At 61.3% G+C, this 266-nt stretch carries 1 pseudogene; it reads right to left on the bottom strand.

What is annotated here, in order from left to right:
• Nucleotides 1-130, bottom strand: a pseudogene (locus tag OC610_RS29270) (exonuclease SbcCD subunit D); the annotation flags it as partial.
• Nucleotides 131-266: the final 136 nt, after the last annotated feature.

Raw genomic sequence — 266 nt, 5'->3', positions numbered from 1 at the left:
GCAGCACGTCGGGTTTTTCGCTGGCCAGCTGACGCAGCAGCCAGTCAAGGAAACAGGCGTGCTCGAAGTCGCGATCCTGGCCGTGGAGGTTTTGCCCCAGGTGCCAGTCGGAGGTGTGAAACAGACGCAAGGCAGACTCCAGAAACAGACGATGGCCGCGGGAAGAGAGGCGGCGCAAAAATGCAGAGTTTACTGGGAAACGCAGGGGAGGGGCTGCTCAACTTTGTCGGGACCTGCACAGCACCTGTGGCGAGGGAGCTTGCTCC

It is taken from the genome of Pseudomonas agronomica (genome assembly GCF_025917275.1).
Lineage (GTDB): Bacteria > Pseudomonadota > Gammaproteobacteria > Pseudomonadales > Pseudomonadaceae > Aquipseudomonas > Aquipseudomonas agronomica.
Note: the sequence above shows the minus strand (reverse complement) of the source record. Positions and strands in the feature narration are given on the sequence as shown.